Below are 26243 nucleotides of genomic sequence, written 5' to 3' on the forward strand. Positions count from 1 at the left end.
TGGAATGCGCAAGGTGCCGAAGGGAGTGACGCTGGTGGTCGGGCTGGGTATCTCCGGCCGGGCCATCTGCCGGCACCTGGCCAGAGCGGGCGTGCCTTTCATGGTCGCCGATACCCGTGAAGTGCCGCCGGGGCTCGACGATTTTCGTCGCGCCCACCCCCAGGTGGAGCTTCACTGCGGAGTGCTCACGGCGCTCGACATGAGTGAAGCGGCGGAGATCGTGGTGAGCCCCGGCGTCGACCTGCGTACGCCGGGCCTGGCCGAGTGGGTGGGGCGTCGGCGCGATTCGGGAGAGCCGCTGGTGGTGGGCGAGATCGCCCTGTTCGTACGCGCCGCAAGTGCCCCCATCGCCGCCATTACCGGCTCCAACGCCAAGTCCACCGTGACCACGCTGCTGGGCGAGATGGCTCAGGCCGCCGGTCGGCGGGTGGCGGTAGGCGGCAACCTGGGCACGCCGGCGCTGGATCTGCTGGCCGAAGCCCCCGAGGCGGAGCTCTACGTGCTGGAACTGTCGAGCTTTCAGCTCGAGACGACCCCCCGGCTGGGCGCCGAGACGGCCGCTTTTCTCAATCTCTCCGAAGATCATCTGGATCGCCACGACGACATGGTGGGGTATCGCGCAGCCAAGCTGGGCATCTTCCGCGGCGCTCGTCATGCCGTGGTCAATGCCGAAGACCCGATGACCTGGCCCCTCGACCCGCTCCCCATGGAGCGCTTTACCACTCAGCCGCCGCAGGCGGACGAGTGGGGTATCGCCCAATTGGACGGTCGCGACTGGCTGATGCATGGTGGCACTGCGCTGATGGCGGCCGACGAGCTGGGGGTGGCGGGGCGTCACAACCAGGCCAATGCCCTGGCGGCGCTGGCCATGGGGTCGCATCTCGGCTTTTCGCTGGAGGCCATGAGTCGCGTGCTGCGCCAGTTCAAGGGCCTGCCTCATCGCAGCGAGCTGGTGGCCGAAGTGGACGGCGTGTGCTGGATCAACGACTCCAAGGGAACCAACGTCGGCGCCACCCTGGCGGCCATCGCCGGGCTGGGGCCCACCCTGCCCGGACGCCTCGTGCTGCTGGCCGGGGGGCAGGGCAAGGGGGCGGATTTTTCGCCGCTGGCCGAGCCGCTGGCCCGCTACGCACGTGAGGCGATTCTGTTCGGTGCCGATGCCGAGCGGATCGCTGCGGCGCTGCAGGGCCGCGTGACAGTGACCCGGGTCGACGATCTATCGGCGGCGATGGTCAGAGCGCGGGACATTGCCGCGCCGGGCGACTGCGTATTGCTCTCGCCAGCCTGTGCCAGCCTCGATCAGTTTTCCGGTTACCCGGCACGCGGAGAGGCGTTTCGCCGAGGCGTCGAGCGGTTCGTGAAGGAGGCGGGACATGTCGACTAAGACGAAGCAGGCGAGCAAGGTGCGGTTCGCGCGGCTGCGGCGCCTGCGCGAGCGGCTGTCGACCCGCGATCAACCGTTCGACGGCTGGCTGCTGTTTGCCGCCCTGACCTTGATCCTGACCGGTTGGGTCATGGTCACCTCGGCGTCGACCGAAGTGGCGGCCAGCCTCACCGGAAACCCCTGGTACTTCAGCCAGCGCCATGCGCTGTTCGTGCTCATGGCGCTCGGGGTTGGCGTCGTGACGCTGCGCTCCCCGCTGGCCTGGTGGCGCGCCAACGGGCCACTGCTGCTGCTGATCAGCATTGCCTTGCTGTTCCTGGTGCTGCTGATCGGGCGTGAGGTCAACGGCAGCCGGCGCTGGCTGTCGATACCCCTGCTTCCTTTCAATTTGCAGGTGTCCGAGGTAGCCAAGCTGTGCCTGATCGTCTACCTGGCCGGTTACCTCGAGCGTTTCCTGCCGGAGGTCCGTCGTAGCTGGGGTGCCTTTCTGCGCCCGCTGCTGGTGATGGGGGTGATTGCCGTCCTGCTGATTCTCGAGCCCGATTACGGTGCGGTGGTGGTGATGACCGGCTGCGTGATGGGCATGCTGCTGCTGGCCGGCGCGCCCTGGGGCCGCTTCGTTTTCATCCTGATCGGCGTCGGCGTGCTCGGTTTCTACGTGGCCATTGCGGAGCCATACCGCCTGGCACGACTGACCAGTTTCTCCGACCCCTGGGCCGATCAGTTCGCCAGCGGTTATCAGCTCACCCAGGCGCTGATCGCCTTCGGTCGCGGCCACTGGCTGGGCATGGGCCTCGGCAACAGCGTGCAGAAGCTGTTCTACCTGCCCGAAGCCCACACCGACTTCGTCTTTGCCGTGATCGCCGAAGAGCTGGGGCTGTTCGGTGCCATTGCCGTGGTCGGGCTGTTCGCCTTGCTGATCTGGCGGTCGCTGGCGGTAGGGCGGCGTGCCGAGTTGGCCGGGATGGCCTTTGCCGCCTATGTCAGCTATGGCATCGCCCTGGTGATCGGCGCCCAGGCTTTCATCAACATCGCCGTGAGCACCGGCATGCTGCCGACCAAGGGCTTGACCCTGCCGCTGCTCAGTTACGGCGGCTCCAGCCTGCTGGTCAGCGCCGCCATGATGGCGCTGCTGCTGCGGGTCGACATCGATACTCGTCAGGCGTTGCGGCGGGCCAGCCCGACCGCACCACGGGAAGCCGTCGGGCGTCGTGAACCCAGGATCCATGGACAGGGAGTCATGAAGTGACGCAAGTCGGGCAGCGAAGGGTACTGATCATGGCGGGCGGCACCGGTGGCCATGTCATTCCGGCGCTATCGCTGGCTCGCGGGCTGCAGGCCCAGGGGCTGGAGGTGCACTGGCTGGGCAGCCCGCGAGGAATCGAGAACCGGCTGGTGCCGGCGGCCGAACTGCCGCTGCATCGCATTGCGGTGGCCGGCCTGCGCGGCAACGGCCTGGGCGGCTGGCTCAAGGCGCCTTTCAATCTGGTTCGCAGCGTATGGCAGGCGGTACGCATCATTCGCCGGCTCGAGCCGGCGCTGGTGGTGGGCCTTGGCGGTTTCGCCAGCGGGCCCGGTGGGCTGGCGGCCTGGCTGCTGCGCCGACCGCTGGTGATCCACGAACAGAACGCCGTGGCCGGGTTGACCAACCGCGCTCTGGCGCGGCTGGCCCGCCGCGTCTATGCCGCCTTTCCCCAGGCCTTCGGCTCGCGGGGAGAGGTGGTCGGCAATCCAGTACGCGAGGAGATTGCCGCTCTGGGCGAGTCGCCCCGCGAGGCGCAGACCATGCGCGGCCGGCGCCTGCGACTGTTGATCGTCGGCGGCTCGCTGGGGGCATTGCCGCTCAACCAGCGCCTGCCCGAGGCGCTTGCCACGCTGCCCGAAGCGAGCCGTCCCGAAGTACGGCACCAGGCCGGCCGCGACAAGGATACGGCGACCCGTGACGCCTATATGGCGCAGGGCGTCGAGGCGGAGGTGAGCGCTTTTATCGACGACATGGCGGCGGCCTACGACTGGGCCGATCTGGTCGTCTGCCGGGCCGGGGCGCTTACCGTATCCGAAGTGGCTGCCGCGGCCAAGCCGGCCCTGTTCGTTCCGCTGCCCCACGCGGTAGACGATCACCAGACGGCCAATGCCCGCGCCCTGGTGGCGGCGGGTGCGGCGCAGTTGATGCCGCAGCATGAGATGACGACGGCGGCGCTGGCCAAGAGCCTGACGACGCTGCTCGACCCCGACACTCTCGCCACCATGGCCCGGCAAGCGCGCCGCTGCGCGCACCTCGATGCCGTCGAGCGCCTGGTGGCCGGTTGCATGGAGACAGCGCTTGAGCGATAGCACTTTGAGGCCGGTTCCCGGTCAGGCAACGCTGCCCCGCCACGGGCGGGGCCTGGGCATGCGCCGTATTCGGCACATCCATTTCGTGGGAATCGGCGGCGCCGGCATGTGCGGCATCGCCGAAGTGCTCGCCAACCAGGGCTATCAGGTCAGCGGCAGCGACCTGAAGGCCTCGACGGTGGTGGCCCGGCTGCGTGAGCGCGGCATTCGCGTGGCCATCGGCCATGCCGAGGGCAACGTGGCGGGCGCCGACGTGGTCGTCGTCTCCACCGCCGTGGACGCATCGAATCCCGAGATTCGCTGGGCCCAGGAGCACCGCGTGCCGGTGGTGCGCCGGGCCGAGATGCTCGCCGAGCTGATGCGCTTCCGCCACGGTATCGCCGTGGCCGGTACCCACGGCAAGACCACGACCACCAGCCTGACCGCCACGCTGCTCGCCGAAGGCGGCCTCGATCCGACCTTCGTCATCGGTGGCAAGCTGACCAGCGCCGGTACCAACGCGCGCTTGGGCGAAGGCGATTACCTGGTGGCCGAGGCCGACGAATCCGATGCCTCGTTCCTGCACCTGCAGCCGATGGTCTCCATCGTCACCAATATCGACGCCGACCACATGAGCACCTACGGCGGCGACTTCGAGCGGCTCAAGGGCACCTTCATCGAGTTTCTGCACAACCTGCCGTTCTACGGGCTGGCCATCCTGTGCATCGACGACGAGCACGTGCGTAGCCTGCTCGACCGCGTTCATCGCCAGTTCGTCACCTATGGCTTCAGCGAGGACGCCGACTACCGTATTACCGATTTCGTGCAGCAGGGCGGCGAGATCCGCTTCACCGCGCTACGCCCCGATGGGCTGGCGCCCCTCGAGGTGCGCCTGGGCATGCCGGGGCGGCACAATGCATTGAACGCGCTGGCGGCTATCGCCGTGGCCACCGATGCCGGCGTCGACGATGCTGCCATCCTGCGCGGCCTGGCCGGTTTTGCCGGCGTGGGCAGGCGCTTCCAGGTGCACGGTCACTTTCCGCCCCCGTCCGGCACTGGCGAGGTCATGCTGGTGGACGACTACGGCCACCATCCCCGTGAAGTGGAGATGGTGATCAAGGCGGTGCGGGCCGGCTGGCCCCAGCGTCGGCTGGTGATGGTCTATCAGCCTCATCGTTACACCCGTACCCGCGACCTCTATGAGGATTTCGTCAGGGTGCTGGCGGGGGTCGACGTGCTGCTGCTGCTAGATGTCTACAGCGCCGGCGAGGCGCCCATTCCCGGCGCCGATGGCAAGACGCTGGCAGGCTCCATTCGCCAGCGCGGTCCGCTCGATCCGATCTTCGTGCAGCATAAGTCCGAGCTGCCGGACCTGCTGGCCAGGGTGCTGAGAGATGACGACATTCTGATCACTCAGGGAGCGGGTGACGTGGGCGGCATCGCCCTTGGGTTGGCCGAGAGCCGACTGAATCTCGACGAGGTGACGCTATGATGCAGACGCAAGGGCTCGGCCGGGTAGTAGTGCTGTTCGGCGGGAATTCCGCTGAACGCGAGGTATCGCTGAGGAGCGGAACGGCGGTCTTGGCGGCGCTCGAGCGCAGCGGTGTCGACGTCATCGGCTACGACCCCGCCGATGGCGGCCTGGTCGGCCTCGAAGCACTGGCCCCCGACCGCGTGTTCATCGCCCTGCATGGGCGTGGCGGCGAGGACGGAACGCTGCAGGGCGCGCTCGAGCTGCTGGGCATCCCTTACACCGGCAGCGGCGTGCTGGCTTCGGCGCTGGGCATGGACAAGCAGCGCACCAAGCTCGTGTGGCAGGCCCTGGGGCTGCCCACGCCGGAGTCGTTGATGTTGGCGGCCGACAGCAACTGGGACGAGATCGTCGCCACCCTGGGGCTGCCGCTGATCGTCAAGCCGGTGCACGAGGGTTCGACCCTCGGCATCACCATCGTCGACAGCCGGGAGACTCTCGAGGCGGCTTACCTTGAAGCGGCTCGCTACGACGCCCGGGTCATGGCCGAGCGCTTTATCAGCGGTGAAGAATATACGGTATCGCTCCTGGGCGACCGCGTGTTGCCGGCCATTCGCGTCGAGGTGCCGAGCGGCTTCTACGACTACGAAGCCAAGTACAACTCGAATGACACCCGCTACCACCTTCCCTGCGGTCTCGATGCCGAGCAGGAGGCGGTGCTGGGAGTGCTGTGCCGTCAGGCCTTCGAGGCGGTTGGCGGCGAGGGCTGGGGACGCGTCGACGTGATGCGCGACGCCCAAGGGCGATTCTGGCTCATCGAGGTCAACACCTCGCCGGGCATGACCGACCACAGTCTGGTGCCCCAGGCGGCCGCCCATGCCGGAATGGGCTTCGATGAACTGGTGCTGCGTATTCTGCGTACCACGCTGGAGCCGCGTCAGGCATGAGCAGTCGTGGCTCGACGCTGGGGGTATTGCTGCTGCTGATCCTGCTGGGAGCAGGCGGTCGCGCCCTGTGGACCTGGCTCGATCGCCCCATCGAGCGGGTGGCGATCCGCGGCGAATTGCAGCACGTCAGCGCCGATTATCTGCGCTCGCAGCTGGCGCCGCTGCTGCAGGGCCAGACCTGGCTCTCGGCCGACTTGCCGGCATTGCGCCGCGCGGCGCGCAATATTGATTGGCTGGCTGAAGTTCGGCTGTCGCGTGAGTGGCCTTATACGCTGGCGTTCGAGCTGGTCGAGCAGGTGCCGGTGGCGCGCTGGAACGATGATTATCTGCTCAATCCCGATGGCGAACCCTTCGCCTTCGAGCCGATAGAGCCGCCTGAAGGCTTGCCCGATCTTGCCGGTCCGGTGGGCAGCGGTGCCGAGGTGCTGGCCTATCACAATCGCTTGAGTTCGCGCTTTGACCGCATGGGAATCACCATCTCGCAACTGCGGCTGGAGCCGCGCGGCGCCTGGCGGCTGCAGCTCGACGACGGGGTCTGGGTCATGCTGGGACGTAGCGATCGAGACGCACGTCTGGCCAGGTTGGCTGCAGCATGGGAGCGGCAGTTGGGACCTCATGCAGCGCATATTCGTTATATCGATTTGCGTTATCCCAATGGAGTTGCCGTGGCCTGGCATGGCGAAACCGACCTGCAGGACGACGACGACGGGGCCGGCTGAGACCTTTATTCACCTTTCGGGCTCGTCTTGCAGCGTTGCGGTGTTTTCTTTGTCGTCAATAACCCGTATCGTGAAGCATGTTTTTTGCAATGGACTGGTGGTTTAACGCCAGTTGTTTCTATAATGGGCGCAATGACCATTTATCAGAATAATGGGATACCCAGCGAGTCAAGTTTCAGGAGACACTCCGGCACATGGCAGTCACTTCCAATTCATCCAACATGGTAGTCGGGCTGGATATCGGAACATCCAAGGTAGTGGCCATCGTCGGACAGCCTACCGATGACGGCGGCATCGAGATCGCTGGCATCGGGTCGCACCCTTCGCGCGGCATGAAAAAAGGTGTGGTGATCAACATCGAGTCGACGGTTCAGTCGATCCAGCGCGCCGTGGAAGAGGCCGAGTTGATGGCCGGGTGCGACATCCATTCGGTGTATGTGGGGGTGGCGGGCAGTCATATCAGCTCGATGAATTCCGATGGTGTGGTGGCGATTAAAGAGCGCGAAGTGATGCCCGCCGATATCGAGCGCGTCATCGATTCAGCGCGAGCACGGGCCATCTCCGAGGGACAGCGTGTGCTGCACGTGCTGCCGCAGGAGTTCTCCATCGACACCCAGGGTGGCATTCGTGAGCCGCTGGGCATGTCCGGTGTACGCCTCGAAGCGCGCGTTCATCTCGTCACGGCGGCGCTCAATGCGGTGCAGAACATCGATAAATGCGTGCGGCGCTGCGGCCTCGAAGTCGATGCCATCATCCTCGAGCAGCTTGCTTCGAGCATGGCGGTACTGACCGAGGACGAGCGTGAGCTCGGCGTTTGCATGGTCGATATCGGCGGTGGTACCACCGATATTGCCGTTTTCACCGAAGGCGCCATTCGCCACACGGCGGTGATCCCCATTGCCGGCGACCAGGTGACCAACGACATTGCCATGGCACTGCGTACGCCGACCCAATATGCCGAAGAGATCAAGGTCAAGTACGCCTGCGCACTCACCCAACTGGCTGCCAGCGACGAAATGATCAAGGTGCCGAGCGTGGGCGATCGTCCTTCCCGCGATCTGTCGCGCCAGGCCCTGGCCGAAGTCGTGGAGCCTCGCTACGAAGAGCTGTTCACGCTGATTCGCGATGAACTGCGGCGCAGCGGCTACGAAGACCTGGTGGCGGCTGGCGTGGTACTCACCGGTGGCACGTCGCGCATGGAGGGGGTCGTCGAGCTGGCCGAGGAGATATTCCACATGCCGGTTCGCATCGCCTGCCCGCACAATGTGCGCGGTCTCGCTGATGTCGTGCGCAATCCGATTTATTCCACCGGTGTTGGTTTGCTACATTACGCCCTTCAGGAGGCCAGGCACGGGCATGGCCGCGAGGGCAAGGTGGTGGCTGCGCCACCCAGGCGTGATGACGTCTCTCAGCGTGGAGGATGGGAAGGGATTCCGGCGCTGGCAAAACTCAAGGGCTGGTTGAAAGGAAATTTCTGACAGGGCCGCGGCGCGGTCCAGGAGACGGGGCTTATGTTCGAACTGGTAGATAGCGCACCCTCGAGCAGTGCGGTCATCAAGGTCGTGGGCGTTGGCGGTGGCGGCGGTAACGCCGTCAATCACATGGTCGAGAGCAACATCGAAGGCGTCGAGTTCATCTGCGCCAATACTGACGCTCAGGCGCTCAAGCGGGTGGCCGCCAAGACCGTGCTCCAGCTCGGCAACGAGATCACCAAGGGGCTGGGTGCCGGTGCCAATCCGGACGTCGGCCGTCAGGCGGCGATGGAGGATCGCGAGCGTATCGCCGAACTCCTCAACGGCGCCGATATGGTCTTCATCACCGCCGGCATGGGTGGTGGTACCGGTACCGGCGGCGCGCCTGTGGTGGCTCAGGTGGCCAAGGAGCTGGGCATCCTCACCGTGGCCGTGGTCACCCGCCCGTTCCCCTTCGAGGGGCCGAAGCGCATGCGCGTGGCCGAAGAGGGCATGAAGGAGCTGTCGGAGCACGTCGACTCGCTGATCACCATTCCCAACGAGAAGCTGCTCTCCGTGCTGGGCAAGAACGCCAGCCTGCTGACCGCTTTCAGCGCTGCCAACGACGTGCTGCTGGGTGCCGTTCAGGGCATTGCCGAGCTGATCACCAGCCCCGGCATCATCAACGTCGACTTCGCAGACGTGCGTACCGTGATGTCGGAAATGGGCATGGCGATGATGGGTACCGGTGGCGCCACCGGCGAGAACCGTGCCCGTGAGGCGGCCGAGAAGGCCATCCGCAGCCCGCTTCTGGAGGACATCGATCTCCACGGTGCACGCGGTATCCTGGTCAACATCACCGCCGGCCCCGATCTGTCGATCGGTGAGTTCAACGATGTCGGTGCCACGGTGCAGGAGTTCGCTTCTCAGGACGCCACCATCGTCGTGGGCACTTCCATCGACATGGACATGACCGACGAGCTGCGGGTCACCGTGGTGGCTGCCGGGCTGGAAGGCCGTCAGGTCAAGGCGGCAGCGGCACAGGCTGCCAAGCGCAACGAAGGCAGCGAGTATCGTCAGCGTGCGCAGCCGGCCATGCGTCAGCAGAGCGCCGTGGCCAAGGCCGAGCCCCAGGAGGCCGCCAAGCCGCAGCCGGAGCGGAGGCGCTCCCCTCAGGAGCTGGACGATTACCTGGACATTCCGGCCTTCCTGCGTCGACAGGCCGATTGAGAAAAGCTATTGCAGGCTTAGGCAGGGCCAGGAGATGTTTTTTTGTTGAAACAATCGTTCGGTGTTATAGTGAACGGTGTTTGATAACCTAACAACGGCCTGGCTACTGCCCATGATCAGACAACGCACCCTGCAGAACACTATCCGCGCCACCGGCGTCGGCCTCCATTCAGGCAAGAAGGTCTACCTGACCTTGCGCCCTGCACCGGTAAACACGGGTATCGTGTTCGTGCGTACGGACCTGGATCCCGAAGTCCAGGTGCCGGCCAGCGCCACTCTGGTTACCGACACCACCCTGTGCACTGCGCTCTCGCGCGACGAGGTCAAGGTCGCTACCGTGGAGCATCTCATGTCGGCGCTTGCCGGCCTGGGCATCGACAACGCCTATGTCGATATCAGCGCTCCTGAAGTGCCGATCATGGACGGCAGTGCCGGTCCCTTCGTGTTCCTGATCCAGTCGGCCGGTATCGCCGAGCAGGAAGCGCCGAAGAAATTCATCCGCATCAAGCGGGAGGTGGTGGTCCAGGAGAACGGCAAGGAAGCGCGCTTCCTGCCGCACCAGGGCTTCAAGGTCTCCTTCGCCATCGAGTTCGATCACCCGGTCTTCGAGGACCAGAAGCAGACCGCGGTGGTGGACTTCTCCACGACCTCCTTCGTCAAGGAAGTCTCCCGGGCCAGGACCTTCGGCTTCATGCGCGATCTCGAATATCTGCGCTCGAACAATCTCGCCCTGGGCGGCAGCCTCGACAACGCCATCGTGGTCGACGACTACCGCATCGTGAACGAGGGTGGGCTGCGCTATGAGGACGAGTTCGTCAAGCACAAGGTGCTCGACGCCATCGGCGACCTCTACCTGCTGGGCTATAGCCTGATCGGCGAGTTCCGTGGCGTGAAGTCGGGCCACGCGCTGAACAACCAGCTGTGCCGCGCCCTGCTGGCCCAGCCCGATGCCTACGAGATCGTCACCTTCGAGAAGGAGCGCGAGCTGGCGCCCATCTCCTATGCGCAGCCGGCCATGGCCTGATTCTCAGCCTGCCGCACCGCTCATGGCAACGGCGCCGCCTTCGGGCGGCGCCGTCGTTTTCGGTGCAGCGTCTCTCAGCTCAGGAACGCCTTTCAGCCCGGAGACGCCGTCACTTCAGAAACCAGCCCTTCATCGTGCCCGTGATCTGGCGCATGTCCACCTCGGGCGTGACATAGGCGGGCATGGTGTAGAGCCAGCGTCCGAACGGGCGCAGCCAGACCCCTTGGCGGCGGGCGAATGCCGCAACGCCCTGCAGTCGGCTGGCATCCTTCACCTCGATGACGGCGGTGGCGCCGAGCACGCGGACATCGTCGACGTCGGGATGCCGGCGTAGTGTTTCGTCCTCCAGCAGCTCCTCGCGCAGTACGCGATTGAGCTCGGCGATCTTGTCCAGGTAGCGCTCCTCCTCGAACACGGCGAGGCTCTCCAGGGCGATGCGGCAGGCCAGCGGGTTGCCCATGAAGGTGGGGCCGTGCATGAAGGCGTGCAGCGGCGACTCGCCGATGAAGGCGTCGTGCACCCGGTCGGTGGCCAGAGTGGCCGCATGGCCCAGATAGCCGCCGGTCAGGCCCTTGGAGAGCACCATGATGTCCGGCGTCACCCCGGCATGGTCGGCGGCAAACAGCTTGCCGGTGCGGCCGAAGCCGGTGGCCACCTCGTCGAACACCAGCAGCACGTCGAACTCGTCGCACAGCTGCCGTGCGCCGGTCAGGTAGAGCGGCGAGGTCATGTTGAGGCCACCGGCGGCTTGCAGCAGCGGCTCCATCAGCAGCGCGGCGATCTCTCCGTGATGCCGCTCGAGTACGCTGCGCAGGGCGGCCAGGTCCCTCGCCACCTCGTCGGGGTCGGCGTCGTAAGGGGCTTGTGGCGCGGGTGCGAAGTGGTGGCGGGGCAGGTAGCCGGAAAACAGGCTGTGCATGCCCTCCTCGGGGTCACACACCGCCATGCAGCCGCTGGTATCGCCGTGGTAGGCCTGCATCAACGACAGCATGCGGTGCTTTTCGGGTTTGCCACGCAGGTGGTGATACTGCACGGCCATCTTCATCGCCACTTCCATGCCCACCGAGCCGCTGTCGGAGAAGAACACGTGCTCGAGCCCGGGCGGCGTGATCCTCACCAGCTCGCGGGCCAGCCTGTCGGCGGGCTCGTGGGTGAGCCCGCCCAGCATCACGTGGCACAGGCTATCCGCCTGTTCCTTGATGGCGGCCACCAGGCGCGGATGCGAGTAGCCATGGATCATGCACCACCAGGAGCAGGTGGCGTCGAGCAGCGTTTCGCCGCCTTCGAGGAAGAAGCGCGGCCCCTCGCCGCCGACGACCTTGGGCGCAGCAGCCTGGGTGAGCAGATGGGCATAGGGATGCCAGACGGGGGAAGCCATCAGCGCCTCCGGGAAGGTTGGGCGGTAAGTTGAGCAGTGAGCTGACGCCTGAGCATGGAGCGGGCGCAGCGAATCGGCAGCGTCAAGCGTGCCGTAACGGCAGCCACGCAGGTTGCGGCGTACCTTGCAACGACAAAAACGGCAAGGGCAAAAACGGCAAGGGCAAAAACGAGGAGTGTCACACGGCTCGAAGAGGGTGAGCCGAGATGGTGCGGATGGGGAGACTTGAACTCCCACGCCCGAAGGCACCAGAACCTAAATCTGGCGTGTCTACCAATTCCACCACATCCGCACGGTTGGGCAGGCGTCCACATTGTACGGACCCCGGGGGGCAAGTCAATTGCCATGAGGCAGCTCGAGGTGCGCGATGGCGGCTTCGGGGCGCCTGGCCGGGGCCACACGGCTCAGTCGCGGTATCACGCCCAGGCAGGGAGCGTCGAGGGTGCGTTGCAGGGTCGCCAGGTTGTCGGCATAGAGCGATTCGTCGCGGGCGAAATCAGCATCCAGCAGGTTGCCCACCCAGCCGGCCAGACGAGCGCCGTCGGCACGTATCGCTTCCGCCGTCAGGCAGGCATGGTTGAGGCAGCCGAGCTTGAGGCCGACTACCAGGACGACCGGCAGATCGAGGCGCGTCGCCAACCCGGCCAGGTCTTCGCTGTCATTGAGCGGCACCCGCCAGCCTCCGGCGCCCTCCACCAGGGTGAAATCGCGTGGGGTCTGCAGCCGGGCGGCAATCTGTTCGCTCAGCCCGGTCAGATCGAGCTGGACGCCGGCGCGCTGGGCGGCCAGGTGCGGGGCGATGGCGGGCTCGAAGGCGAAGGGGTTGATCGTGTCATAGCTCACCGCCGGCACGCTGCGGGCCAGTAGGGCCAGGGCATCGTCGTTGCGCAGGCCGTCGGGAGTGTTGGCACAGCCCGAGGCGACGGGCTTGAGCCCCAGCGTGGTGAGCCCCCTGGCGCGTGCCAGGGCCAGCAGGCCGGCGGCGACGAGGGTCTTGCCGGCATCGGTATCGGTGCCGGTCACGAAGTAGACGGACATGAAGCCGGCTCCTTGTCGAGAACGAGGGTAAGACGCTGATAGCTCAGCGGCAGACCCGCGGGCTCGCGCAGCGACTCGTAGCGCCGCTCGGCACGGCGTAGATCGTGGCGGGTGCGGCGCGCGGCAGAGCGTGTGGCCTGGGCGCCGACTCCTCTGATCGAGGCCATGACGGCCGTCAGGTCAGGGTAGAAGAAGCGCTCGGCGGTCTCGCTGCAGCGAACCCGGGTAAAACCCGCCAGTCGCGCGCTGGCCAGATGCTCCAGCCGCGAACGGAAGGATAGCAGGGTGTCCGGAGTGGACCAGACATGCGCCACCTCGCGCAGCGTACCGGGCCCCAAGGTATTGATCACGGCCCGTCCGCCGGGGCGCAGCACGCGAAACAGCTCGGCCATCAACGCATCGAGATCGGTACACCACTGGATCGCCAGGTTGGAGAACACCAGATCCACCTGGCGGGCGGCCAGGGGCAGCTCGGCGGCATCGGCACAGAGCCAGGCGATGCCTTCACCCTCGGTCTCGCGGGCCACCTGCAGCATGCCCGGGGCAAGATCGAGCCCGACTACCTGGCAGTGCGGGCCGAAATGCGCCGCCAGGCGCCGGCTCCAGTGCCCAGGGCCGCAGCCCAGGTCCAACACGACCTCGGCTTGGGCCGGCAGATGCTCCCACAGCGCCGCGCCCATCTGCTGCTGGGCCTGTGCCAACTGCGTATAGCGGCCTGAGGCCCGGGAAAAGGCCTGGGCAACCTGCCGGCGCCAGTCGCTTGGATCGTCCGGCAGTGGCCGGACATTGGCGTGACCAAGACTCCCGCTCATGTTGCCGCCTCGTGCTTGTCGTCGGCTGTCACTTCTTTCCTCAGTTGCGTCAGATAGGCGGCGAGCGCCGTCGGACATGACAGCATGGGACAGTGTCCGGTATCGGCCAGTAGCAGATCGGCCGAGTGACGTGTCGCCTCGCCCAGCAAGCCGTCGTGGGCGCCCGCCACTCGACGAATCGGGCAGGGGGGCGCGGTGAACTGGAGTGTGAGGTCGATGTTGGCCAACTGGTCGAGCCCGGTTTTCAAGGTGTGCGGCGAGGCGCTGGGCCGGGGCCCAATCAGGTCCAGCAGCCGCCGATGCGCCGTGCGCGGAGTGGGCTCGCCCTGCAGCTGCCAACGCAGAAAATGCTGCCAGGTAGCCTGGGGCTGGCGCTCGAAGGCGCGGCGGAAGGTGTCGAGTTCCGTGGCCGAGACGCCGCCCGCCTGACAGAAGCGCGCCGCGGTGCCGATCAATACCAGTGCCCGAGGCGGCGGCAGATGGGCCAGCAGCGCGCCGGCGAGTAAGCCGCCGAGCGACCAGCCGACCCAGACGGCATTGGCGGGCAGCGCATCGCGCATCAGCGCCGCAAGTTCGGGCAGTGAAGCAGGATGGCTCTCTGCACGGCGTTCGCCGTAACCGGGCCAGTCGGGAGCGTGCACCTCCATGCCGGCCGGCCAGTAGGGGGCGAGGGGCTGCCAGATGCGTGCATCGATGCCCCAGCCTGAGAGCAGCACCATGGCCGTCATGCCGCGTCCTCCACGTGCAGGCGGGCCAACGCTTCGAGCAGCCGGTTCAGGCTTTCCCGCGGGTGGCTGGCGCGCAGGGTGATACGCAGCCGGGCTTCTCCGTTGGGTACGGTGGGCGGCCGAATGGCGCCAACCAGCAGGCCTGCCTCACGCAGGCGCGTCGCCCAGTGCATGACCTGCCGACCCTCGCCCAGAACCAGGGGTTGAATGGGAGTGAAGGAGTCGCCCAGGGGCAGGCCAAGCAGCGCCGCTTCGTGGCGGAAGTAGTGGATGTTGTCGCGCAGTTGCTGACGGCGCTCCGGCTCGGCGGCCAGAACGTCGAGTGCCGCCAGGCTGGCGGCGGCCACGCCGGGCGGCTGGGCGGTGGTGTAGACGTAGGCGCGGGCGAACTGGATGAGATGTTCTATCAGCGCTTCGCTACCGGCCACGAAGGCACCGCCGGTACCCAGCGCCTTGCCCAGCGTGCCGACCAGGACCGGAACGTGCTCGATCCCGTGGGTGTGTCCCACACAGCCGTCGCCGTGAGCGCCGAGAATACCGATGCCATGGGCATCGTCGATCATCAGCCAGGCGCCGTGGCGGGCGCTGACCGTGGCCAGGCCGCCGATGTCTGCCACGTCGCCGTCCATGCTGAACACGCCGTCGCTGACTACCAGCTTGGCGGCCTCGGCCGGCGCACGGCTGAGCAGACGTTCGAGATCATCGAGGTCGCGATGATGAAAGCGCCGCGAGCGTGCCCCGGCGAGGGCGGCGCCGTCCAGCAGGGAGGCGTGGTTGAGTCGATCCTGGAAGACCAGGGTGTCGCTGTCGCAGAGAGCCTGAAGGGTGCCCAGGTTGGCCATGTAGCCGGTGGAGAACAGCAGCGCCCGGGGCCGCCCGACGAGTGTCGCCAGGCGCCGTTCGAGCGCTTCATGGACCTCCAGATGGCCGCTGACCAGGTGCGAGGCGCCGGCGCCGGCGCCGAACCTGCGCACTGCCGTCGCCTGGGTCTCGGCCAGGCGCGGATCGTCCTTCAGGCCGAGGTAATCGTTGCCGGCAAAATCGAGCAGTCCCGGCTGGAGCGTGTCGCGCTCACGCCAGAGCCCCTGGGTACGGCGCCAGGCTGCGGCCGCTTCGAGTCGCTCAGCCCAGACGGCGGAACCCGATGACATGACCTCAGACCTGCGTGGCGTCGTAGGCCAGGGCGGCGCTGGCCGCCTGGGCCTGGGTCATCTGGCGGGCCAGGGCGCCTTCCAGCGAGGCCTGCTGGCGAGTGTCGTCCTGGCAGGTTTCGCGCCGCTCGGGATGCAGGCCGAGCTTGGCGAACAAGGCGCGGTCGCGCTCTACCTGGGGGTTGCCGGTGGTCAGCAGCCTGTCGCCGTAGAAGATGGAGTTGGCTCCGGCAAGGAAGGCCAGCGCCTGGGTCGACTCGTCCATCTGCTCACGACCGGCCGACAGGCGCACGTGGCTGGCCGGCATCAGGATGCGGGCCACGGCAATGGCACGTATGAACTCGATGGGATCGAGATCCTCCACCTGCTCCAGCGGTGTGCCCGGCACCTTGACCAGCATGTTGATCGGCACCGACTCGGGATGCGGCTCGAGCCGGGCCAACTGCTGCAGCAGCGCGGCACGGTCGCGAGGCGCCTCGCCCATGCCGAGAATGCCACCGGAGCACACCTTCATGCCCGCATCGCGTACGTTGGACAGGGTTTCCAGGCGGTCGGAGTAGGTGCGGGTGGTGATGATCTCGCCGTAGAACTCCGGCGAGGTATCCAGATTGTGGTTGTAGTAGTCGAGACCGGCCTCGGCCAGGCGGCGGGCCTGATCGCCATCCACCATGCCCAGGGTCATGCAGGTCTCGAGCCCCAGGGCCTTGACCCGGCTGACCATCTCCAGCACCACGGCGAGATCCTTTTCACGCGGGCTGCGCCAGGCCGCGCCCATGCAGAAGCGGCTGGCACCGGCCTCCTGGGCGGCCTTGGCCTGGGCCACCACCTTCTCGATCTCCAGCAACTTCTCCTTGTCCAGCCCGGTGGTGTAGTGGCCCGACTGGGGGCAGTACTTGCAATCTTCCGGACAGGCGCCGGTCTTGATCGAGAGCAGGGTGGAAACCTGCACGGCGTTGGGGTCGAAGTGGGCGCGATGCACCTGCTGGGCGCGGAACAGCAGATCGTTGAAGGGCAGGGCGAAGAGCGCCTCGATCTCGGCCAGCGACCAGTCGTGGCGCGGCTGCGCATTGGCATGGGAATCGGACAGGCCGCTGGGACTGGTGTGCAGGGCATCGGTCATGATGGACTCGCCTTGGTCAACTTTGAAAAGTCATGATGTTGACCATGAAGCGTACGTGAAACTGAGGGGCTGTCAACCCGCTATTGTGACAGGGTTGACTACCGTCTGGTTGCGCACCGCTTGGCCTGTTTCTACGTCGTAAAGTGATAAGCTCGGCGTTTGTCAGCCATGGCACAAGGACCCAGGCCGTGCAGGAAAACATCGAGCCCCAATGCGCACCGGAAGCGTCGCCAGAAGCAGCAGGCTCAGATAAGGCGGCGAGTGAAGAAGCAGTGATCGGTCGCAAGACGACGGTCGGCTGGCTGCGTTCGCGCTGGCACGGCCTCGATCTCGGCCTGCGCCGTGCACTGCCGGGCCGCTGCGGCTTCTGCCTGGCGCCGGCGGAGCGGGACCGCCCCTGGTGCCAGGCCTGCTTCGAGGCTCTGCCGTGGAACCTGCCGGCCTGTCCCAGTTGCGCCGAACCGCAGCCCTCGGGGTCGCTGGCTGAAAAACGTTGCGGCCACTGCCTGAGCCGACCGCCGGCCTTCGTCCGTTCGCATGTGCCGTTGCGTTATCAAGATGAAGTGGCCCAGTTGATGCAGCGCTTCAAGTTTCATGCCTCGCCGCGGGCCGGCACCGTGCTGCTTGAACTCTTCGAGCTGGGGCAGGGGCAGCAGAAGTTGGGCTGGCCCGAGGCGCTGATTCCGGTGCCGCTGCACCCCAAGCGTGCCCGGGAGCGCGGCTTCGACCAGGCCGACTGGCTGGCCAGGCGCCTGGCGGCGCGCCATGGTCTGCGGCTCTACAGGGCGCAGCGGCGCCATCACACCCCCTCGCAGCGCGGCCTGGACCGCACCGAGCGCTTTGGTAATCTGCGCGATGCGTTCGTGATTACCGAAGCACTCCCCGAGCGCGTGGCGCTGCTTGACGACGTCATGACCACCGGCGCTACTCTGGATGCACTGGCCCGGGCCTGCCTGGCCGCTGGCGCCCGCGAGGTGGAGGCCTGGGCGTTGGCGCGCACTCCGTTATAAGCGGCAGGCCGGCTCACAGGCTCGGCTCCGGCTGATAAGATAGGGGGTTCTTTTCAACCGGTGACGATCATGCAGAGCACGCCGCATCCTTTTGCCAGCCTTTCTCCCGCCCGCGTCGTGGCCGCCGTCGAGTCGCTCGGCTTCTGGCTGCCCGGCGAGCCCTTCGCGCTGAACAGCTATGAGAACCGGGTGTATCTGCTGCATGACGACGAGGGGCGGCGCTGGGTGGCCAAGTTCTATCGCCCCGAGCGTTGGCAGGACGCCCAGATCCAGGAAGAGCACGACTTCCTGGATGAGCTGGTAGCAGAGGGAGTGGCCGTGGCGGCGCCCTGGCGCAACGCGGCGGGGCAGAGCCTGCATCATGCCGAGGGCTTTCGGCTGGCGCTGTTCCCGCAGCTGTCGGGGCAGGCGCCGGAGCTGGAGAATCCCACCCATCTGTTTGCGCTGGGCGAGCTGATCGGCGCCGTGCACGCCATTGGCGAGCGCTCTACCTTTCGCCATCGCGTGAGTCTCGATCTGGATGGCATGGTGCGCGAAGCCCAGCAGCGGGTGCTCGGCGCCCCTTGGCTCGACCGTCGCCAGCGCCAGGCTTACGAGCGGATCAGCAACGCGTTATACGCCGAGCTGCAGGCCTACGCCTGGAAGCCGGAGATGACGATACGGGTACAGGGCGACTGCCATATCGGCAACATGCTGGGCCGCGACGACCACTTCGCGCTGGTGGACTTCGACGACTGCCTGATGGCCCCGGCCATTCAGGATCTCTGGATGCTGTTCACCGCCGAGCACGAGGTGGAGTGGCAGATGCAGCTCTCTGAGGTGCTGGAGGGCTACGAGCAGCAGCGCGAGTTCGACCGCAGTGAATTGAAGCTGATCGAGCCGCTGCGAACGTTGCGCCTGATGCGTCACAGTGCCTGGGTGGTCGCACGCTGGGACGATCCGGCCTTTCCCCCGGCCTTCCCCTGGGTGTCCGACGCCGGCTATTGGGATGCGCACATTCGTCAGTTGGAGCAGCAGCGGCTGGCGTTGGAGCGGGCGCCGCGCTGGCTGGCCTGACGATTGGCACGAGAGAGACTGGTTTGAGAGTTAGGTGCTAGCGCTGCGAAGGGAAGCCCGGCGCACTCCGCTGGAGTGCGCCGAGAGAAGGTCACTGATCGTCGGGCTCGGGACGCTCGGCGGGAATCGGGTTGGCGATGCCCGCGCCGTTGGCCTGGCGGCGCTGCTCGTTGATACGGGCAGAAGGATTGTCCTGCTCCTCGATCTCCAGCGTGCTGGCCAGCTTGAGATGAAACACATGATCGGCGTCCAGCTCGCAGCGCTCACCGTCACACGCCACGATCCCGTAGCTGCCATCCAGCTCGTAGCCGGCGGCAGAGAGGCTGCCGCTGTAGATATCGCTGTCGCCGCCATCCGTCTCGATGCAGGTCAACGACTTGGTGGTGATACGAAGACGATCGCCGTCCTGACGGGCATCGCCGACGAGAACGCAATACTCCGGCAGCTCATGGCTGGCTTCGGCAGCTGCGCCGGCGGGACGTAGCAGAATGTCGTCCAGTCGCGTCTCTCCGCCTGACAGTATCAGGCTGTCGACCGCCTGCACCGCGACGGTGGCATCCTTGGGTAGAGAGAGGGTGCCTGCCGAGGCATGCAGAGGCATCAGAAGTAGGGCCACTCCGCTGGCCGTCAGTATCGCATCCGAAATCTTGATCATAGCGTGCTCTCGCGGGGACAAGTCTGCGCGTTTCGGCAGTTTCGATACATGGCATTTTACCATAGCTGGCGCTACGCAGCAGTGGCACGAATGTCGCAGCGGAGCAATTTCAGACGACCTGCCTGCGAGATACTGTGGGTTACGGTAGAATGACGGCAGGATTGGAAAAAGTTGTACAAAGTATAATTTTTGTATATTTTTTGACTAGCAGCGACGATGGCCGGGCCATCGCGAAACGAGCGGTACCATCCAGCAGTCGCAGGGCCTGACCATGAACGAAGAGCTTGCCAACTTCTATCGCCAGATCATTCTCGAATTGGGGGAGGACCCTGAGCGTGAGGGGCTGCGCGATACGCCCAAGCGTGCCGCCAAGGCGATGCAGTTTCTCACCCGCGGTTACTCACAGACGCTCGAGGAGCTGGTCAACGGCGCCGTGTTCGAAAGCGAGACCGACGAGATGGTGCTGATCAAGGACATCGAACTCTATTCGATGTGCGAGCACCACCTGCTGCCGTTCATCGGCAAGTGCCACATCGCCTACCTGCCGAGGGGCAAGGTGCTGGGTCTGTCCAAGTTTGCACGTATCGTCGACATGTATGCCCGTCGCATGCAGATCCAGGAGAATCTGACCCGACAGGTGGCCGAAGCCGTGCAGCAGGTCACCGGTGCACGGGGGGTCGGCGTGGTGGTCGAGGCGCGCCATCTGTGCATGATGATGCGCGGCGTGGAGAAGCAGAATTCCAGCATGTCCTCTTCGGTGATGCTGGGTGCGTTCCGCGACAACCCGACGACACGTCAGGAGTTTCTCATGCTGGTCGCTGGGCGCTGAACGCGCCGCGCCGGCCTAGCGGTCTTCCTTCATAGGAGCCAACGCCATGCCCCTGCACGCTCTGGATGATCAGCATCTCGACCATGACCTGGCGACCATCCGCATCAAGAACCTGCGTTTGCGTACCTACATCGGCATCAAGGACGAGGAGATCCTCAATCGGCAGGACGTGGTGATCAATGCCGTGATCCGCTACCGGGCCGACAAGGCGATGGCGTTCAATCGTATCGAGCAAGCGCTGAACTATCGCACCATCACCAAGGAGCTCATCGCTCTGGTGGAGGAAGGCCGCTTCCAACTGCTGGAGCGCATGACCCGCGAGGTGCTGGATCTGATCATGTCCCACGAGGAGGTGCTCACCGCTCAGGTGGAGATCGACAAGCCCCATGCGCTGCGCTTTGCCGATTCCGTCTCCATTACGCTCTCCGCCAGCCGGGAACCGCGTCGCCGGCACTGATCGATACCTCTCCTCAATCTGCCTCGGGTTGGTGGCAGCGGGTCTTTGCGCTTAGCATGGGGCAGTACCGCTGAGCCGAAAGAGAGAGACGCAACGTTGGAACGTGACATCTCCGCCCCGGAGTCGCCGCGGCGGCGTTATGCCCCCTGGGCCATGACCGCCATCGTGACGGCACTCGTTGCCCTGCTGTTCCAGGGCAGCCTGCCACCACTGAACATTGCCGCCGCCATCTTCGCATTGATGGGACTGCGCCAGATCCGCCGCCGCCCCGACCGCTACATTGGCCGAGCTTTTTGCTGGCTGGCCATCGCGCTGGTGCTGATACTTGCCATACTGACGGCGATGCTCCAGCCCCCGGTGCTGGACGATGCTCCCGCCACTGCCCCCGAGCCGCGCACTATCGAGGTGGAATGACGAAACAGGGCGCGGCACGAATTCATACACGCCAAGTGAAGCAAGGCCCGTAGAGGCCAGGAGAAACGACATGGAAGCTCTGAAGGAAACGCAGCTCTACTGTCCGTTCGCCTATATCGACGGCAGTTGGGTCGCTGCCGACAGCGGTGAGCAGATCGAAGTGGTCAACCCGGCGACCGGCGAGACCTTCGGTACCGTACCGAGGCTGGGCCGGGCAGAGACCGAGCGCGCCATCGCCGCAGCGGATGCGGCGCTGGTCGGTTGGCGTGCCCTCACCGCCCAGGAGCGGGCCGACATCATCATGAAATGGCACGACCTGATGATGGAGCATCAGGACGACCTGGCAATGATCATGACCCACGAGCAGGGCAAGCCGCTCAAGGAGGCCGCCGGTGAGATCGCCTATGCGGCGAGTTTCCTGCGTTGGTTCGCCGAAGAGGCGCGGCGCATCTACGGCGAGACCATCCCGGCGTCGAAGCCCAATCAGCGTATCGTGGTGACCAAGCAGCCGGTGGGGGTGGTCGGTGCCATCACGCCGTGGAACTTCCCGGCGGCGATGATCACGCGCAAGGCCGGCGCGGCGCTGGCGGCAGGCTGTACCATCGTGATCAAGCCGGCCAGCCAGACCCCGTTCTCGGCCACTGCCCTGGCGCTGCTGGCCGAGCGTGCCGGCATCCCGCGCGGCGTCTTCAACGTGGTGCCGGGCCGGGCCAGCGAGATCGCCTCGGCAATGACCGAGTCGCCGCTGGTGCGCAAGATCACCTTCACCGGCTCCACCGAGGTGGGCCGCGAACTGATGGCGCAAGCCTCTCGCCACATTCAGAAGATCTCGCTGGAGCTGGGTGGCAATGCACCGTTCATCGTCTTCGAGGATGCCGACCTGGATGCCGCCGTCGAGGGAGCCATGGCGGCCAAGTTCCGCAATGCCGGCCAGACCTGCATCTGCACCAACCGCTTCCTGGTGCAGTCGAGCGTGATCAACGCCTTCTGCGAAAAGCTGGCGGTGGCCATGAACAGCGAGCTCAAGGTGGGTGATGGCACCGAGCCGGACATCAACATCGGCCCGCTGATCGATGACAAGGCGGTGGCCAAGGTCAGCGAGCACGTGCACGACGCCGTCGACAAAGGCGCGGAGCTGCTGCTGGGCGGCAATCCCCATCCGCTGGGTGGCAACTTCTTCTCACCGACCTTGATCAGCTTCGCCAACGCCGACATGAAGGTCGCCCATGAGGAGACCTTCGGCCCGCTGGCAGCGGTGTTCCCCTTCGAGGACGAGGAAGACGCCGTGCAGATGGCCAACGACACCCAATACGGCTTGGCCTCCTACTTCTACTCGCGGGATCTGGGCCGGGTATGGCGCGTTGCCGATGCGCTGGAGTACGGCATGGTGGGTATCAACACCGGGCTCATCTCCAACACTGCGGCACCGTTCGGCGGCGTCAAGGCTTCAGGCCTCGGCCGCGAAGGCGGTCACCAGGGAATCGAGGAGTTTCTCGAGACCAAGTACCTCTGCATCGACCTGGGTTGAGCCGAAGCACAAGCCACTCCACGGTAACCATCAAGGCCGGCGCAATGCCGGCCTTTCCATACCCACCTCAGCCTACCCAAGCCGCCTCTTTGCATCTATCAGTCAATTTGCATATTGTTACGGCTTATTAAAAGTCGCCCAGATGGCTAGATGACGAATGACATCGATGGAACGCAGGGGCTACCGCGTGGATGGCGAAGAGTCATCACGGCTTGCAGGGTAGGGGCGGTAGCGTGGCTGGTTTTCGGAGCGGGTATTAGATTTCAAGGAGCGGTCGTGCAACTGTCAAGAAAAATGGAAGATTATTTATTGGAGCGCCCTGCTCCAAAGGGTATTGATGTGCTTTGTGGTTTACAGCATTTTGCAATCATCACCTACGCTGTTCCGGCAGAGCGATTTCAGGGTATTTTTCCGGATCGGTTTAAATTGGACACCATAGAAGTCGATGGTCAGGTGATGGGACTGATATCGGTCGTTCCGTTCGTTGACGTAGATTTCACTTCGGCGGTTTTTCCGTTTCCTAAGTTTACTATGGGGCAAACGAACTATCGTATTTACATTATCGATGCTGAAACGGGTGAGCGTTGTGTATGGTTTCTTGGTACGGTCTTGGATTCTTGGGCCTTGGTCGTTCCCAGGTATTTATGGAATCTTCCGTGGCATGCAGGAAAGGTGAGGTTCGATTGCACTTTGAATGAAGAGACCGGATTGTACGATAGCTACCAAATGGAGACCCGGTCTGCCTGGGCTGAGGCCTCAGTCGAATTGGCTCAGTCAGAAGCCGATTCACTCGAGTTCCCTGGTTTCCCAGATGTCGAGTCGGCTTTAGTCTATCTTACACACCCTTTGGCTGGCTTTTATCATCGCAGAGACAAAAAGCTGGGCACGTATCGGGTCTGGCATAAAGAGCTCGAGGTAAAGCCGGCCAGGTTGCAGTCGGCGAAATTCAAGCTTTTGTCTGATCTTGGCATTGTCAATGAGTTGGAGCAGAATTATCCTTACAGTGTCCTGATTGAGCCTCTCAATGAGTTTACCATCTATTTACCTCCGAAAATTGTCGATTGAGGTGTTGTCAAGTCACCTGGTTTAGGTGTGAGGCGAAGCAAAGATTAAAAATGAAAAGAGCCATGATTTCCACAGTAGTAGCCGTCATGCTCTTGTCGGCATGTGCTTATTGGGGCAATGACTTGCTTCGTTGGATTGAGCCTGAAACGCCGAGCGTGAGTATAGGACCGACGAATGACGGCCGATTGCTTCATGGCAAGCGCCTTCCTTCTGCAGGGCCGAATTACCGAACGTATTCGAGGCTGGGCTCGACGCTAGGCAGAACTGCCGTCAACGACCGTGTGCGCGACACGATGCTAGACTCATATATGGCACTTGAGGAAATCACACCCGAGGTCCGGTACGTGTATGGGGAGACGGGATGGCCATGGGGTGGGAGGTTCAGACCGCATCGTACCCACCAGAACGGGCTCTCGGTGGACTTCATGGTGCCGGTAACACGTAACGGTACCTCAACCGCGTTGCCCACGACGCCTTTCAACAAGTTCGGTTATGCCCTGCAATTCGATCAAGAAGGGCAGTCTGGTGATCTCAGGATCGATTTCGAAGCGATGGCGGCACACCTGGATGCGCTGGATGTCGCCGCACAGCAGCACGGTCTTCGTATTGCACTGGTGGTTTTTGCTCCGGACCTGCAGCGGAGGCTGTACGAAACCGAACTCGGCACCACGCTTAGGCATCGTCTGACTTTCAACGTCAATCCGTCCTGGGTCCGGCATGACGATCATTACCACGTGGATTTCGAGCTGACTGGTGGGGTCGCCGAGTAGTTCTCACGTTGATAAGTCAGCCACCGGACGGTAGAAGCCCCCATCGGTTTGAACTGCACCGATGGGGGCTTCTGCGTCTGGCGTGGGACTGCCGGCTTGCGCTGGTAGTCAGTGCTTGAAGTGGCGCATGCCGGTAAACACCATGGCGATTCCCGCTTCGTTGGCGGCGTCGATCACCTCCTGGTCGCGCATGGAGCCGCCGGGCTGGATCACCGCGGTGATGCCGGCCGCTGCGGCGGCGTCGATGCCGTCGCGGAAGGGGAAGAAGGCGTCCGAGGCCATCACCGAGCCGGGCACGGAGAGGCCCTCGTCGGCTGCCTTGATGCCGGCGATCTTGGCCGAGTAGACGCGGCTCATCTGGCCGGCGCCGACGCCGATGGTCTGGCCGTCCTTGGCGTAGACGATGGCGTTGGACTTGACGTACTTGGCCACCTTCCAGGCGAAGGCCAGGTCGCGCATCTCCTGCTCGCTGGGCACCCGCTCGCTGACCACGGTCAGCTCGTCGCGGCCGACCATGCCGAGGTCGCGGTCCTGGACCAGCAGCCCGCCGGTGACGCGCTTGAAGTCGTGGGCGTGCTCGCGCTCGCCGGGCCAGTTGTCGCCGACGTCGAGCAGGCGCACGTTCTGCTTCTCGGCGACGATGGCACGGGCGGCTTCCTCGACCCCGGGGGCGATGATCACCTCGACGAACTGGCGGTCGATGATGGCGCGGGCGGTCTCGGCGTCGAGCGGGCGGTTGAAGGCGATGATGCCGCCAAAGGCGCTGGTGGGGTCGGTGGCGAAGGCCTTGTCGTAGGCTTCACGGGGCGAGGCGCCTACCGCTACGCCGCAGGGATTGGCGTGCTTGACGATCACGCAGGCGATGTCGGTGAAGCTCTTGACGCACTCGAAGGCGGCGTCGGTGTCGGCCACGTTGTTGAACGAGAGCTCCTTGCCCTGCAGCTGACGAGCGGTGGCGACGCTTGCCTCGCGGGCGTCGGCTTCGACGTAGAAGGCCGCGCTCTGGTGCGGGTTCTCGCCGTAGCGCATGGCCTGCTTCTTGACGAACTGCACGTTGTAGGTACGCGGGAAGCCATCCTCGCCGCCGGGCACACGCTGGCCCAGGTAGTCGGCGATGGCGGCATCGTAGCCGGCGGTGTGTTCGAAGGCCTTCACTGCCAGGTCGAAGCGGGTGGCATGGCTTACTGCGCCACTCTGGGAGTCGATCTCGGCCAGCACGCGCTCATAGTCGCCGGCATCCACCACGATGGTGGTGTGGGCGTGGTTCTTGGCGCAGGCGCGGACCATGGTCGGGCCGCCGATGTCGATGTTCTCGATGGCGTCTTCCAGGGTGCAGTCCGGCTTGGCGACGGTCTGGGCGAAGGGGTAGAGGTTGACCACCACCATGTCGATGGGCGCGATGCCGTGTTCGACCATCACCGCGTCGTCCTGACCGCGGCGACCCAGGATGCCGCCATGGATCTTCGGGTGCAGGGTCTTGACGCGGCCGTCCATGATCTCGGGGAAGCCGGTGTGCTCAGACACCTCGGTAACGGCGATGCCGTTCTCCTGCAGCAGGCGGAAGGTGCCGCCGGTCGAAAGCAGCTCGACACCGCGTTCGCTCAGGCCGCGGGCGAAGTCGACGATGCCGGTCTTGTCGGAGACGCTGATCAGGGCGCGGCGTACCGGGGTGGGGGAGGCTTGGGCCATGGTG

The 26243-nt window shown here is 65.0% G+C and carries 25 protein-coding genes and 1 tRNA gene; 17 read left to right on the top strand and 9 right to left on the bottom strand.

Features of this window, described 5'->3' with window-relative positions:
• The first annotated feature begins 4 nt into the window (after positions 1–4).
• The 9 genes from murD to lpxC all read left to right on the top strand — a co-directional run bounded on the left by murD (position 5) and on the right by lpxC (position 10539).
• Positions 5–1384, top strand: coding sequence for a UDP-N-acetylmuramoyl-L-alanine--D-glutamate ligase (gene murD, locus HOP58_RS05830; protein WP_234259796.1), 1380 nt, complete (start codon positions 5–7; stop codon positions 1382–1384).
• Complete coding sequence (gene ftsW, locus HOP58_RS05835) at positions 1374–2633, top strand: putative lipid II flippase FtsW (RefSeq protein WP_234259797.1); 1260 nt, start codon at positions 1374–1376, stop codon at positions 2631–2633. The genes murD and ftsW overlap by 11 nt, the downstream gene beginning before the upstream one ends.
• Before the next feature lie 29 nt (positions 2634–2662).
• Positions 2663–3718: an undecaprenyldiphospho-muramoylpentapeptide beta-N-acetylglucosaminyltransferase gene (gene murG / locus HOP58_RS05840; protein ID WP_234259903.1), complete on the top strand. Its 1056-nt coding sequence runs from the start codon at positions 2663–2665 to the stop codon at positions 3716–3718.
• A 58-nt stretch (positions 3719–3776) separates the two neighbouring features.
• Positions 3777–5189, top strand: a complete 1413-nt coding sequence (gene murC / locus HOP58_RS05845; RefSeq protein ID WP_051004664.1) for a UDP-N-acetylmuramate--L-alanine ligase — start codon at positions 3777–3779, stop codon at positions 5187–5189.
• Positions 5186–6115 (top strand): D-alanine--D-alanine ligase, encoded by a 930-nt coding sequence (locus HOP58_RS05850; protein ID WP_010629140.1) that lies wholly within the window; start codon positions 5186–5188, stop codon positions 6113–6115. The genes murC and HOP58_RS05850 overlap by 4 nt, the downstream gene beginning before the upstream one ends.
• Positions 6112–6834 carry a cell division protein FtsQ/DivIB gene (locus HOP58_RS05855; protein WP_010629139.1) on the top strand — a complete coding sequence of 241 codons (723 nt, stop codon included), beginning with the start codon at positions 6112–6114 and terminating at the stop codon, positions 6832–6834. The genes HOP58_RS05850 and HOP58_RS05855 overlap by 4 nt, the downstream gene beginning before the upstream one ends.
• Positions 6835–7028: 194 nt before the next feature.
• Positions 7029–8312, top strand: coding sequence for a cell division protein FtsA (ftsA, locus tag HOP58_RS05860; RefSeq protein ID WP_234259798.1), 1284 nt, complete (start codon positions 7029–7031; stop codon positions 8310–8312).
• Positions 8313–8345: 33 nt separating this feature from the next.
• Positions 8346–9515, top strand: a complete 1170-nt coding sequence (gene ftsZ / locus HOP58_RS05865; protein WP_234259799.1) for a cell division protein FtsZ — start codon at positions 8346–8348, stop codon at positions 9513–9515.
• Positions 9516–9627: 112 nt separating this feature from the next.
• Positions 9628–10539 (top strand): UDP-3-O-acyl-N-acetylglucosamine deacetylase, encoded by a 912-nt coding sequence (gene lpxC, locus HOP58_RS05870; RefSeq protein WP_010629136.1) that lies wholly within the window; start codon positions 9628–9630, stop codon positions 10537–10539.
• A gap of 109 nt (positions 10540–10648) precedes the next feature.
• Here lpxC and bioA read toward each other — a convergent pair whose 3' ends face one another.
• The 7 genes from bioA to bioB form a co-directional block, all read right to left on the bottom strand.
• Positions 10649–11917 (bottom strand): adenosylmethionine--8-amino-7-oxononanoate transaminase, encoded by a 1269-nt coding sequence (gene bioA, locus HOP58_RS05875; protein ID WP_234259800.1) that lies wholly within the window; start codon positions 11915–11917, stop codon positions 10649–10651.
• Between the two features lie 207 nt (positions 11918–12124).
• Positions 12125–12209, bottom strand: a tRNA-Leu gene (locus HOP58_RS05880).
• Between the two features lie 44 nt (positions 12210–12253).
• Positions 12254–12955: a dethiobiotin synthase gene (bioD, locus tag HOP58_RS05885; protein ID WP_010629134.1), complete on the bottom strand. Its 702-nt coding sequence runs from the start codon at positions 12953–12955 to the stop codon at positions 12254–12256.
• Positions 12937–13767, bottom strand: a complete 831-nt coding sequence (locus tag HOP58_RS05890; RefSeq protein ID WP_234259801.1) for a methyltransferase domain-containing protein — start codon at positions 13765–13767, stop codon at positions 12937–12939. The genes bioD and HOP58_RS05890 overlap by 19 nt, the downstream gene beginning before the upstream one ends.
• A complete protein-coding gene (locus HOP58_RS05895) occupies positions 13764–14495 on the bottom strand; it encodes an alpha/beta fold hydrolase (protein ID WP_234259802.1) in 732 nt (243 codons plus the stop codon). Before HOP58_RS05895 ends, HOP58_RS05890 begins: the two co-directional genes overlap by 4 nt.
• Positions 14492–15646, bottom strand: coding sequence for an 8-amino-7-oxononanoate synthase (gene bioF, locus HOP58_RS05900; RefSeq protein WP_234259803.1), 1155 nt, complete (start codon positions 15644–15646; stop codon positions 14492–14494). The genes HOP58_RS05895 and bioF overlap by 4 nt, the downstream gene beginning before the upstream one ends.
• 4 nt (positions 15647–15650) lie before the next feature.
• Positions 15651–16766: a biotin synthase BioB gene (bioB, locus tag HOP58_RS05905; RefSeq protein ID WP_234259804.1), complete on the bottom strand. Its 1116-nt coding sequence runs from the start codon at positions 16764–16766 to the stop codon at positions 15651–15653.
• A 272-nt stretch (positions 16767–17038) separates the two neighbouring features.
• Here bioB and HOP58_RS05910 point away from each other — a divergent pair, with 272 nt between their 5' ends.
• Complete coding sequence (locus HOP58_RS05910; protein WP_010629129.1) at positions 17039–17776, top strand: ComF family protein; 738 nt, start codon at positions 17039–17041, stop codon at positions 17774–17776.
• Positions 17777–17845: 69 nt separating this feature from the next.
• Entirely contained in the window at positions 17846–18832 is a 987-nt protein-coding gene (locus tag HOP58_RS05915; protein ID WP_010629128.1) for a serine/threonine protein kinase, read from the top strand.
• Between the two features lie 91 nt (positions 18833–18923).
• Here HOP58_RS05915 and HOP58_RS05920 read toward each other — a convergent pair whose 3' ends face one another.
• Complete coding sequence (locus HOP58_RS05920) at positions 18924–19487, bottom strand: hypothetical protein (RefSeq protein ID WP_010629127.1); 564 nt, start codon at positions 19485–19487, stop codon at positions 18924–18926.
• A 271-nt stretch (positions 19488–19758) separates the two neighbouring features.
• On the opposite strand from HOP58_RS05920, the gene folE reads away from it, so the two are divergent.
• From folE to HOP58_RS05950, 6 genes are all read left to right on the top strand, one after another.
• Complete coding sequence (gene folE / locus HOP58_RS05925) at positions 19759–20316, top strand: GTP cyclohydrolase I FolE (RefSeq protein WP_010629126.1); 558 nt, start codon at positions 19759–19761, stop codon at positions 20314–20316.
• 46 nt (positions 20317–20362) lie between these two features.
• Positions 20363–20773, top strand: a complete 411-nt coding sequence (gene folX, locus HOP58_RS05930; protein ID WP_010629125.1) for a dihydroneopterin triphosphate 2'-epimerase — start codon at positions 20363–20365, stop codon at positions 20771–20773.
• A 96-nt stretch (positions 20774–20869) separates the two neighbouring features.
• The gene (locus HOP58_RS05935; RefSeq protein ID WP_010629124.1) at positions 20870–21187 is read left to right on the top strand and encodes a DUF4190 domain-containing protein; all 318 of its coding nucleotides are present in this window, start codon (positions 20870–20872) and stop codon (positions 21185–21187) included.
• A 70-nt stretch (positions 21188–21257) separates the two neighbouring features.
• Positions 21258–22715, top strand: a complete 1458-nt coding sequence (locus HOP58_RS05940) for an NAD-dependent succinate-semialdehyde dehydrogenase (RefSeq protein WP_010629123.1) — start codon at positions 21258–21260, stop codon at positions 22713–22715.
• Positions 22716–22991: 276 nt separating this feature from the next.
• On the top strand, positions 22992–23780 hold the full coding sequence (locus HOP58_RS05945; protein ID WP_234259805.1) for a DUF2071 domain-containing protein: 789 nt from the start codon (positions 22992–22994) through the stop codon (positions 23778–23780).
• An 86-nt stretch (positions 23781–23866) separates the two neighbouring features.
• Positions 23867–24550 (top strand): penicillin-insensitive murein endopeptidase, encoded by a 684-nt coding sequence (locus HOP58_RS05950; RefSeq protein ID WP_202949105.1) that lies wholly within the window; start codon positions 23867–23869, stop codon positions 24548–24550.
• Between the two features lie 108 nt (positions 24551–24658).
• Here HOP58_RS05950 and purH read toward each other — a convergent pair whose 3' ends face one another.
• Entirely contained in the window at positions 24659–26239 is a 1581-nt protein-coding gene (purH, locus tag HOP58_RS05955; RefSeq protein ID WP_010629120.1) for a bifunctional phosphoribosylaminoimidazolecarboxamide formyltransferase/IMP cyclohydrolase, read from the bottom strand.
• Positions 26240–26243 lie beyond the last annotated feature (4 nt).

The organism is Halomonas sp. MCCC 1A11062 (genome assembly GCF_021404355.1).
Classification (GTDB): Bacteria; Pseudomonadota; Gammaproteobacteria; order Pseudomonadales; family Halomonadaceae; genus Halomonas; species Halomonas aerodenitrificans.

Coding starts and splice junctions, on each gene's coding strand:
- murD (WP_234259796.1), top strand. CDS start 5: ATGCGCAAGGTGCCGAAGGGAGTGACGCTGGTGGTCGGGCTGGGTATC.
- ftsW (WP_234259797.1), top strand. CDS start 1,374: ATGTCGACTAAGACGAAGCAGGCGAGCAAGGTGCGGTTCGCGCGGCTG.
- murG (WP_234259903.1), top strand. CDS start 2,663: ATGGCGGGCGGCACCGGTGGCCATGTCATTCCGGCGCTATCGCTGGCT.
- murC (WP_051004664.1), top strand. CDS start 3,777: ATGCGCCGTATTCGGCACATCCATTTCGTGGGAATCGGCGGCGCCGGC.
- HOP58_RS05850 (WP_010629140.1), top strand. CDS start 5,186: ATGATGCAGACGCAAGGGCTCGGCCGGGTAGTAGTGCTGTTCGGCGGG.
- HOP58_RS05855 (WP_010629139.1), top strand. CDS start 6,112: ATGAGCAGTCGTGGCTCGACGCTGGGGGTATTGCTGCTGCTGATCCTG.
- ftsA (WP_234259798.1), top strand. CDS start 7,029: ATGGCAGTCACTTCCAATTCATCCAACATGGTAGTCGGGCTGGATATC.
- ftsZ (WP_234259799.1), top strand. CDS start 8,346: ATGTTCGAACTGGTAGATAGCGCACCCTCGAGCAGTGCGGTCATCAAG.
- lpxC (WP_010629136.1), top strand. CDS start 9,628: ATGATCAGACAACGCACCCTGCAGAACACTATCCGCGCCACCGGCGTC.
- bioA (WP_234259800.1), bottom strand. CDS start 11,917: ATGGCTTCCCCCGTCTGGCATCCCTATGCCCATCTGCTCACCCAGGCT.
- bioD (WP_010629134.1), bottom strand. CDS start 12,955: ATGTCCGTCTACTTCGTGACCGGCACCGATACCGATGCCGGCAAGACC.
- HOP58_RS05890 (WP_234259801.1), bottom strand. CDS start 13,767: ATGAGCGGGAGTCTTGGTCACGCCAATGTCCGGCCACTGCCGGACGAT.
- HOP58_RS05895 (WP_234259802.1), bottom strand. CDS start 14,495: ATGACGGCCATGGTGCTGCTCTCAGGCTGGGGCATCGATGCACGCATC.
- bioF (WP_234259803.1), bottom strand. CDS start 15,646: ATGTCATCGGGTTCCGCCGTCTGGGCTGAGCGACTCGAAGCGGCCGCA.
- bioB (WP_234259804.1), bottom strand. CDS start 16,766: ATGACCGATGCCCTGCACACCAGTCCCAGCGGCCTGTCCGATTCCCAT.
- HOP58_RS05915 (WP_010629128.1), top strand. CDS start 17,846: ATGCAGAGCACGCCGCATCCTTTTGCCAGCCTTTCTCCCGCCCGCGTC.
- HOP58_RS05920 (WP_010629127.1), bottom strand. CDS start 19,487: ATGATCAAGATTTCGGATGCGATACTGACGGCCAGCGGAGTGGCCCTA.
- folE (WP_010629126.1), top strand. CDS start 19,759: ATGAACGAAGAGCTTGCCAACTTCTATCGCCAGATCATTCTCGAATTG.
- folX (WP_010629125.1), top strand. CDS start 20,363: ATGCCCCTGCACGCTCTGGATGATCAGCATCTCGACCATGACCTGGCG.
- HOP58_RS05940 (WP_010629123.1), top strand. CDS start 21,258: ATGGAAGCTCTGAAGGAAACGCAGCTCTACTGTCCGTTCGCCTATATC.
- HOP58_RS05950 (WP_202949105.1), top strand. CDS start 23,867: ATGCTCTTGTCGGCATGTGCTTATTGGGGCAATGACTTGCTTCGTTGG.
- purH (WP_010629120.1), bottom strand. CDS start 26,239: ATGGCCCAAGCCTCCCCCACCCCGGTACGCCGCGCCCTGATCAGCGTC.